We start from the raw sequence: 7,691 nt of genomic DNA on the forward strand, positions 1-7,691 counted from the left end.
GCCGCGGTCCCCGGGGGCCCGCGCCCGCGCCTCGCCCCCCGGTTCCCGGCCTGTGCCCCCGCACCCCCCGCGATCGGCCGCGCCCCCCCGCCGGGGCGGGGGGGGCCGGCGCCCGGGCCCCGCGACCCGGGAGCCGTGCCGGTGCGCGCCCGCGATGTTGCCCAGCAGCGGCGTGGGGTCCGGATCCCCGGGACGCGGCGTGACCTCGAGGGTCGCGCCGGTCCCGGAGACCCGGAAGGCTCCCCAGTGCGAGCTGCCGGTGCTGCTCACTGCTCGACGACGCCCAGCTCGGCGAGCAGGTCGGCGCGCAGCGCGACGAACTCCGCGTGGCCCCGGGAGCGGGCCTGCGCCGACACCTGGTGGTCCGCGGCGATCCGGCCGTCGCGCATGGTCAGCACCCGGTCGGCCAGCAGCACCGCCTCGTCGACGTCGTGCGTGACCAGCAGCACCGCCGGCCGATGCCGGGAGATCAGGTCCCGGACCAGCCCGTGCATCCGGATCCGGGTGAGCGCGTCCAGGGCCGCGAACGGCTCGTCCAGCAGCAGCAGCTCGGGCTCGCGGACCAGGGCCCGGGCCAGAGCGACCCGCTGGGCCTCGCCGCCGGACAGGGTCAGCGGCCAGGCGTCGGCGTGGTCGCCCAGGCCGACCTCCTCCAGCGCGGACTGGGCGCGGGACCGGGCCGTGGCCCGCGGCAGATTCAGGGCCACGTTGCGCCAGACCTTCTCCCAGGGCAGGAGCCGGTGCTCCTGGAAGACCACGGTGGACGAAGACGGCACGACGAGGTCACCGCCGTCGAGCCGGTCCAGGCCCGCGAGGGTACGCAGCAGCGTCGTCTTGCCGCACCCGCTCTTGCCGAGCAGGGCCACGAACTCGCCCCGGCGGATCTCGAGGTCGAGCTCGTGCAGGACGGTGCGGTCGCCGTACCGCCGGGTGACCGAGCTGGCCCGCACCGCGGGCGCGTCCACCGCCGTGGTCACAACTTCACCGCGTGGTCCGCGATATTGATCTTGCCGCTGAGCACCTTCCGCTCGCTCAGCCAGTCGGCGCCGGCCTGCAGCTGGGCGATGCCGTCGTCGTTGATCAGGCTCCAGGTGGTCTGCACGTTGCCGGCCACGATCTTCTGCACCACGGCGTCGGGGTACTTGGAGACGGCGTTGCCGATCTTCTGCGCCTCGGCCTGGTTGGCGTTGACCCAGTCGGCCTCGGCCTTGTACGCGGCGATGACCTTGCGGATGGTGTCCGCCTCCTTCTTCGCGTAGTCCTCGCGGACCAGGTACGTCGAGAAGTCGATCTGCTTGTCCAGCTCGTCGCCGTCGGTGAAGATGCGCTTGGCGCCGTACTGCACCTCGGCCAGCTCCATCGGGCCGGACCAGATGCCCCACGCGTCCACCTTGCCACTGCCGAAGGCGGGTGCGGCGTCCGGCGGGTTCAGATAGGTGAAAGTCACCGAGTCCCGCGGCACGTTGTACTTCTCCAGCGCGGCGACGAGCAGGAACTCGCCCAGCCCGGCCTTGTTGACGGCGACGTTCTTGCCGGCCAGGTCCGCGACCTTGGTGATGCCCGAGTTCGGCAGGGCCAGGATCGACGACAGCCGCGGCTTGGCGGTGGCCCAGGCGACGTACTTGAGCTTGTTGCCCGACAGCAGCGCCTGGTCGGCCGGGGTGGAGCTGCCACCGAAGCTGAAGTCGGCGGTGCCGGTGGCGACGGCCTGCAGGGTGGGGGCGTGGTTCGGGAAGGGGCCGACCCACTCCACGTCGATGCCCTGGTCCTTGAGTGTCTGCTCGAACACGCCCCGGGTCTTGGGCACCGAGATCGCGCCGTAGGTCAGCCGGACCTTCTTACGACCGTTGGCCTCCGCCGCGTTGTCGCCGCAGGCCGCGAGCACGGGTAGAGCGAGTGCGGCTCCCAGCAGTGAGCGGCGGGACAGTGTCACTTCTTACCTCCGGAGTAGTTCGGGTGCCAGGCCAGGAGACGGCGCTCCAGGGCCCGGGCGATGAGATCGGTGCTCAGACCGATGAGCGCGTACAGGACGATGACCAGGACGATCACGTCGGTCTGGAGGAACTCGCGGGCGTTGGTGGCCATGAAGCCGATGCCGGCGGGCGCGCCGACGGTCTCGGCGATGACCAGGGCCAGCCACGCGTTGGTCAGCGCCAGCCGCACGCCCAGCAGGACGGACGGCAGCGCGCCGGGCAGGATCACCGTGCGGACCAGCCGGAGCCGGGGCAGGCCGATGACCCGGCCCATCTCCAGCAGCTTGGGGTCGACCTGGCGGATGCCGAGCACGGTGTTGAGGTAGATCGGGAACAGGGTGCCGAGCGCGACCAGGAAGTAGCGGCCGCTCTCGCCGACGCCGAACCACACCATGACCAGCGGCAGGATCGCCAGGAAGGGGATGGCCCGGACGATCTGGATGTTGCGGTCCACGATGGCCTCGGCGAGCCGGGAGAAGCCGGTCAGCACGCCCAGCACCAGGCCGATGCTGCCGCCGATGGCCAGGCCGATGGCGGCGCGCTTGAGGCTCTCCCACAGGTGGGTGGGCAGCTCGCCGGTCTCGGTCAGCCGCCAGGCGGTGACCCCGACCGAGCTCGGGGCCGGCAGGACGTTGGGGGCGATGATCCCGGCCCGGGCCAGCAGCTCCCACGTGAGCAGCAGCAACAGCGGAACGACCCAGGAGATCACCCGGTACGGCAGCCCTCTCCGGCGCGTCCCGCCGGGGGCCGGTGTGCTCGTGGTCGCCGCCGGCGGGCTGACCGGGGCGGCGATGGTGGGAGTGGACATGGCCGGAACTCTGACTCATCCAAGTTCTGCATGTCAACTGAACCCCATAGGTTTACTAGGATATGGGATCACCGTTGACACTCGTGCTGCAAGGAGGGCACGGTTGGGGCCATGCCCACCCCCGCTGCGGATGCCCAGGCTCTGCCGACGCCCCGCCTTTCCCACCTGGTGGACGTGACCGCGGCCCTGGCTGCCCACGCCGAGCAGCACGACCGCACCGCCGACCTGCCGCTCGCCGGCCTGGCCGTGGCGCACGAGGCCGGACTGCTCACCCTCACCGTCGGCGCCGAGCACGGCGGTCCGGGCGGTGGCCTGGCCGACACTGTGCGCGTCCTCACTGCCCTGGGCCGCGGCGACCCGTCGGTCGCCCTGATCAGCGCGATGACTCTCTTCGCGCATGCCGCCTCGGCCGCCTGGCCGGCCGACCTCTATGCCGAGGTGCTGGCCGAGTCGGCGCGGCGGCCCACCCTGATCAACTCCCTGCGGGTCGAGCCCGACCTCGGCACCCCGGCCCGCGGCGGCCTGCCGGCCACCACCGCCCGGCGGACCGCGGGCGGCTGGGAGCTCACCGGCCACAAGATCTTCTCCACCGGCGCGATCGGGTTGCGCTGGATGCAGGTCTGGGCCCGGACCGACGAGGATCCGGTACGGACGGGAGCGTTCCTGGTCCGCACCGACTCCCCCGGCATCACCGTCGAGCGCACCTGGGACCACCTGGGCCTGCGCGCCTCCCGCAGTGACGACGTGACCTTCAACCGGGTTCCCGTACCGCTGGGGGCGACGCTGGAGCTGGCCGAACCGGGAGCACCCGGCGCGGACCCCGGTGGCCTGCGCGCCTGGAACGCCCTCGGCATCGCCGCCATCTACCTCGGGGTGGCCGCCGCGGCCGTCGACTGGCTCACCGGCTACCTGCGGGAACGCGTGCCCACCAACCTCGGCAAGCCGCTGGCCTCGCTCCCCCGCTTCCAGAGTGAGGTCGGCCTGATCTCCGCCCAGCTGCTCACCGCGACGACGCTGGTCGACAGCATCGCCCAGGCGATCGACCGCGGCGAGCCGGTGGACGCGGCCCGGCCGGGCCTGGCCAAGACCGTCGCCACCACCGCCGCCATCGAGGCCGTGCAGCGCGGGGTGGCCCTCATCGGCAACGCCGGGCTCAGCCGCCGGCACCCGCTCGAGCGCCATCTGCGCGACGTGCTCTGCGGACGCATCCACACCCCGCAGGACGACGTCGTCCTCACCGCCGCCGGTCGCGCCCAGCTCGAGAGGAATTCCTGATGACCGTCGAGTTCGTCGGCATGATCGGCACCCGGGACGTGTCCGAGACCCGTGCGCCCAGCGGGCCACCGATCGATCCCGGGTACGTGCGGCGCTTCAGCCGGGCGCACGAGGACGGCGGCTTCGACCGGGTGCTGATCGGTTACGGCTCGTCCACGCCGGACGGGACGCAGGTCGCCGCGTACGCCGCCGCGCACACCGAACGCCTCGGGCTGCTGATCGCCCACCGGCCCGGCTTCGTCGCCCCGACCACCGCCGCGCGCACCTTCGCGACGCTGGACCAGCTCTCCGGCGGCCGGGTCGCCGTGCACACCATCACCGGCGGCTCGGACGCCGAGCAACGCCGCGACGGCGACTACCTGGGCAAGGACGACCGGTACGCCCGCACCGAGGAGTACCTGCGGATCCTGCGCCGCGCCTGGTCGTCGCCGGAGCCGTTCTCGCACGAGGGCCGCTTCTACCGCTTCGAGAACTTCTCGCTGCAGGCCCAGCCGGCCCACCGGATCCCGCTGTACTTCGGCGGCTCGTCGCCGGCGGCGTACCGCACCGGCGGCGCGGTCGCCGACGTCTTCGCCCTCTGGGGTGAGCCGCTGAAGGAGACCGCCGAGCAGATCGCCGCCGTGCAGGCCTCGGCGGCCGCGGCCGGGCGCGGCCCGCTGGGCATCAGCGTCTCGTTCCGGCCGATCCTGGCCGCGACCGACGAGCTGGCCTGGCAACGAGCCGAGCGCATCCTGGCCACCATCACCGAGAGCAAGGGCGGCAAGGGCTCCTTCACCGGTGACAAGACCCGTGTGCTGGGCGGGCCGCACCCCGAGAACGTCGGCTCGCAACGCCTGCTCGCGGCCGCGGCCAAGGGTGACCGGCACGACCGGGCACTGTGGACGGCCACCGCGCTGGCCAGTGGCGCCCAGGGCAACTCGACCGCCCTGGTCGGCTCGCCCGAGACCGTGGCCCGCGCCCTGCTGGACTACGTCGACCTCGGCGTCACCACGATCCTGATCCGCGGCTACGACCCCGTCGACGACGCGGTCGACTACGGCCGGCACCTCATCCCGCTCGTCAGGCAGGAACTAGCTCACCGCTCCCTCGTCGCCGCTTAGGGGACCACCATGACCGTCACCCCTCTCCACCAGGACCGTGCCGTGGACGCCGATCTCTTCCGGGCGCTGCTGCGCCGTCACGCCGCCGCCGTCGTCGTGATCACCGCCCCCGGCGAGCCCCCGGCCGGCTTCACCGCCACCTCGTTCACCTCCGTCTCGCTCGACCCGCCGCTGGTCTCGTTCTGCCTGGCCAAGACCGCCTCGGCGTGGCCGGCGGTGGAGTCGGCGAACACCATCGCCGTGCACGTGCTGACCTTGGAGCAGGAACACGTGGCACGCACGTTCGCGACCCGGGGCATCGACCGCTTCGCCGCGCACGGCGCCTGGCGGCCCGGACCGGACGGGGTGCCGCTGCTCGACGGTGTGCTGGCCCGCATCGTGTGCCGGGTGACCCAGCGGGTGGCGGCCGGCGACCACACCATCGTGCTGGCCGCGCCGGAACTGGGCGAGCACCACGAGGACACGACGGTCACCCCGCTCGTCTACCACGACGGCACGTACGCGCACCTCAAGCGGTCGGCGTAGATGGAGTTCCACTGGTTCCTGCCGACCGCCGGGGACAGCCACGGCATCACCAGCGGCGGGCAGGCGGCCGCCACCGTCACCACCGAACGCCCGCCCGAGCTGGGCTACCTGGCGCTGGTGGCCCGCGCGGCCGAGCGCCTCGGCTTCACCGGCGTGCTCACCCCGACCGGCACGTTCTGCGAGGACGCGTGGCTCACCACGGCCGCACTGCTCACCGAGACGTCCTCGCTGCGGTTCCTGGTCGCGTTCCGGCCCGGGCTGGTGTCGCCGACGCTGGCCGCCCAGATGGCCTCGACCTACCAGCGGATCTCCGGCGGCCGGCTGATGCTCAACGTGGTCACCGGCGGTGAGTCCACCGAGCAGCGCCGCTTCGGCGACTGGCTGGACCACGACCAGCGGTACGCCCGGACCGCCGAGTTCGTCCAGGTGCTGCGGGGCGCCTGGTCGGGTGAGCCGTTCAACTTCACCGGCGAGCACTACCGGATCGAGGGGGCGACGACGCGGCAGCCGCCGGACCCCGTACCCCCGATCTTCTTCGGCGGGTCGTCACCGCCGGCGTTGCGGGTGGCCGCCGAGCACGTCGACACGTACCTGACCTGGGGTGAACCACCGGACGCGGTCGCCGCCAAGCTGGCCGCGGTGCGCGCGCTGACCGACCGCCGGCTCACGTACGGGATCAGGCTGCACGTCATCACCAGGGACACCGCCGACGAGGCCTGGGCGGCGGCGCGCGCCCTGCTCGACCGGGTGCCGGAGGCCGCCGTCGCCGCGGCCCGGGAGCGCTTCGCCCGTACCGAATCCGAGGGTCAGCGCCGGATGGCGCAGCTGGCCGGCGGCGACTCGCTCGAGGTCTCCCCCAACCTGTGGGCCGGCTTCGGCCTGGTCCGGCCGGGCGCGGGCACCGCGCTGGTCGGCAGCCACGCCGAGGTCGCCGAGCGGCTCACCGAGTATCACGCGCTCGGCATCGACCACTTCATCCTGTCCGGACAACCACACCTGGAGGAGGCCTACCGCTTCGGCGAGGGCGTCCTCCCCCTGCTGAAACTGGGAGCAAACGGATGAGCGGAATCGTCGTCGTCTCGGGAAACCCGCGGCCCGGATCGCGGACCTCCGTGCTGGCCTCGGCCGTCGGGGAGGCGCTGGGCGGTGCCGCCACCGTGGTGGAGGTCGGTGCGCTCGGTGCGGGCCTGCTGACCCCGGGAGACACCGCCACGGCGGCCGCGGTGACGGCGGTCCGCGAGGCTGACCTGCTCGTCGTCGCCACACCGACCTACAAGGGCAGCTACACCGGGGTGCTGAAGGTGCTGCTCGACCAGCTGCCCGCCAATGCGCTCGCCGGCAAACGGGCCGTACCGGTGGTGACCGCCGGTGTGGCTCCACAAGCGGCGGCGGCCGCGGCCCTGCTGGCGCAGCTGCTCGCCGAGCTGGGCGCCGAGGTCGCGCCCGCGCTGCCGGTGGTCGAGGCGGACCTGCCCGAGTCGGCGGCGATCGCGGAGAAGTACGCGGCGTTGCACGGCGGGTGATTGGCGGCGGCTTGCCACGATGACGCCATGGAGATCCTCGTGACCGTCGCGCTCGTCGTGCTGCTGGTCGGCCTGATCCTGCTGGGCCTGGCCTCCTCGGCGAACTCCCGGCGCGAACAACTGCGGACGGCCGCCCGGCTCACCGCGATCGAGCAGAAGCTCGACGCGGTGGTCGGGCACCTCGGCATCACCGTCCGCGAGCGGGAGCTGCCCGAGGTGCTCCGGCTGATCTTCGCGGACCAGCGGGTGGCGGCGATCAAGGCCTACCGCGACGAGACCGGCGCCACCCTGCTGGAAGCGAAGAACGCGGTCGACGCTATGGCTGCCCGGCACGGGCGTTGACGCGGCGCCGCTCCCGCAGCCTCGCGGCCCCGGCCAGCAGTCCCGCGACGGCCATCGAGACGGCTCCCCAGAACAGCAGCGAGCCCACGGCGTTCCCGTCGAACCAGGCCCCGTACGCCAGCACGGTTGCGACCGCCACCACGAC

The 7,691-nt window shown here is 73.0% G+C and carries 10 protein-coding genes; 6 read left to right on the forward strand and 4 right to left on the reverse strand.

Annotation, left to right across the window (positions count from 1 at the left end):
* From AB0C29_RS23795 to AB0C29_RS23810, 4 genes are all read right to left on the reverse strand, one after another.
* Window positions 1-270, reverse strand: a 270-nt coding sequence (locus tag AB0C29_RS23795; protein WP_360823869.1) for a hypothetical protein, incomplete at its 3' end; no start/stop codon positions are given.
* On the reverse strand, window positions 267-977 hold the full coding sequence (locus AB0C29_RS23800; protein WP_360823872.1) for an ABC transporter ATP-binding protein: 711 nt from the start codon (window positions 975-977) through the stop codon (window positions 267-269). The genes AB0C29_RS23795 and AB0C29_RS23800, both read right to left, overlap by 4 nt.
* Window positions 974-1,933: an aliphatic sulfonate ABC transporter substrate-binding protein gene (locus tag AB0C29_RS23805; protein ID WP_360823875.1), complete on the reverse strand. Its 960-nt coding sequence runs from the start codon at window positions 1,931-1,933 to the stop codon at window positions 974-976. The genes AB0C29_RS23800 and AB0C29_RS23805 overlap by 4 nt, the downstream gene beginning before the upstream one ends.
* The gene (locus AB0C29_RS23810; RefSeq protein ID WP_360823878.1) at window positions 1,930-2,781 is read right to left on the reverse strand and encodes an ABC transporter permease subunit; all 852 of its coding nucleotides are present in this window, start codon (window positions 2,779-2,781) and stop codon (window positions 1,930-1,932) included. The genes AB0C29_RS23805 and AB0C29_RS23810 overlap by 4 nt, the downstream gene beginning before the upstream one ends.
* 111 nt (window positions 2,782-2,892) lie before the next feature.
* Here AB0C29_RS23810 and AB0C29_RS23815 point away from each other — a divergent pair, with 111 nt between their 5' ends.
* The 6 genes from AB0C29_RS23815 to AB0C29_RS23840 are packed head-to-tail and all read left to right on the forward strand — an operon-like array spanning window position 2,893 to window position 7,546.
* Window positions 2,893-4,056 carry an acyl-CoA dehydrogenase family protein gene (locus AB0C29_RS23815; RefSeq protein WP_360823881.1) on the forward strand — a complete coding sequence of 388 codons (1,164 nt, stop codon included), beginning with the start codon at window positions 2,893-2,895 and terminating at the stop codon, window positions 4,054-4,056.
* Window positions 4,056-5,156, forward strand: a complete 1,101-nt coding sequence (locus AB0C29_RS23820) for an LLM class flavin-dependent oxidoreductase (protein WP_360823884.1) — start codon at window positions 4,056-4,058, stop codon at window positions 5,154-5,156. Before AB0C29_RS23815 ends, AB0C29_RS23820 begins: the two co-directional genes overlap by 1 nt.
* Before the next feature lie 9 nt (window positions 5,157-5,165).
* A complete protein-coding gene (locus AB0C29_RS23825) occupies window positions 5,166-5,681 on the forward strand; it encodes a flavin reductase family protein (protein WP_360823887.1) in 516 nt (171 codons plus the stop codon).
* On the forward strand, window positions 5,682-6,743 hold the full coding sequence (locus tag AB0C29_RS23830) for an LLM class flavin-dependent oxidoreductase (protein ID WP_360823890.1): 1,062 nt from the start codon (window positions 5,682-5,684) through the stop codon (window positions 6,741-6,743). It abuts the gene before it with no gap.
* Window positions 6,740-7,204: an NAD(P)H-dependent oxidoreductase gene (locus tag AB0C29_RS23835; RefSeq protein WP_360823893.1), complete on the forward strand. Its 465-nt coding sequence runs from the start codon at window positions 6,740-6,742 to the stop codon at window positions 7,202-7,204. The genes AB0C29_RS23830 and AB0C29_RS23835 overlap by 4 nt, the downstream gene beginning before the upstream one ends.
* A 27-nt stretch (window positions 7,205-7,231) precedes the next feature.
* Window positions 7,232-7,546, forward strand: a complete 315-nt coding sequence (locus AB0C29_RS23840; protein WP_360823896.1) for a hypothetical protein — start codon at window positions 7,232-7,234, stop codon at window positions 7,544-7,546.
* Window positions 7,547-7,691: the final 145 nt, after the last annotated feature.

The sequence above is a fragment of the Actinoplanes sp. NPDC048791 genome, assembly GCF_040650095.1.
Classification (GTDB): Bacteria; Actinomycetota; Actinomycetes; order Mycobacteriales; family Micromonosporaceae; genus Actinoplanes.

What these genes read in the sequence shown, in the direction of transcription:
- AB0C29_RS23810 (WP_360823878.1), bottom strand. Translation starts at nt 2,781, where the DNA reads ATGTCCACTCCCACCATCGCCGCCCCGGTCAGCCCGCCGGCGGCGACC.
- AB0C29_RS23815 (WP_360823881.1), top strand. Translation starts at nt 2,893, where the DNA reads ATGCCCACCCCCGCTGCGGATGCCCAGGCTCTGCCGACGCCCCGCCTT.
- AB0C29_RS23820 (WP_360823884.1), top strand. Translation starts at nt 4,056, where the DNA reads ATGACCGTCGAGTTCGTCGGCATGATCGGCACCCGGGACGTGTCCGAG.
- AB0C29_RS23825 (WP_360823887.1), top strand. Translation starts at nt 5,166, where the DNA reads ATGACCGTCACCCCTCTCCACCAGGACCGTGCCGTGGACGCCGATCTC.
- AB0C29_RS23830 (WP_360823890.1), top strand. Translation starts at nt 5,682, where the DNA reads ATGGAGTTCCACTGGTTCCTGCCGACCGCCGGGGACAGCCACGGCATC.
- AB0C29_RS23835 (WP_360823893.1), top strand. Translation starts at nt 6,740, where the DNA reads ATGAGCGGAATCGTCGTCGTCTCGGGAAACCCGCGGCCCGGATCGCGG.
- AB0C29_RS23840 (WP_360823896.1), top strand. Translation starts at nt 7,232, where the DNA reads ATGGAGATCCTCGTGACCGTCGCGCTCGTCGTGCTGCTGGTCGGCCTG.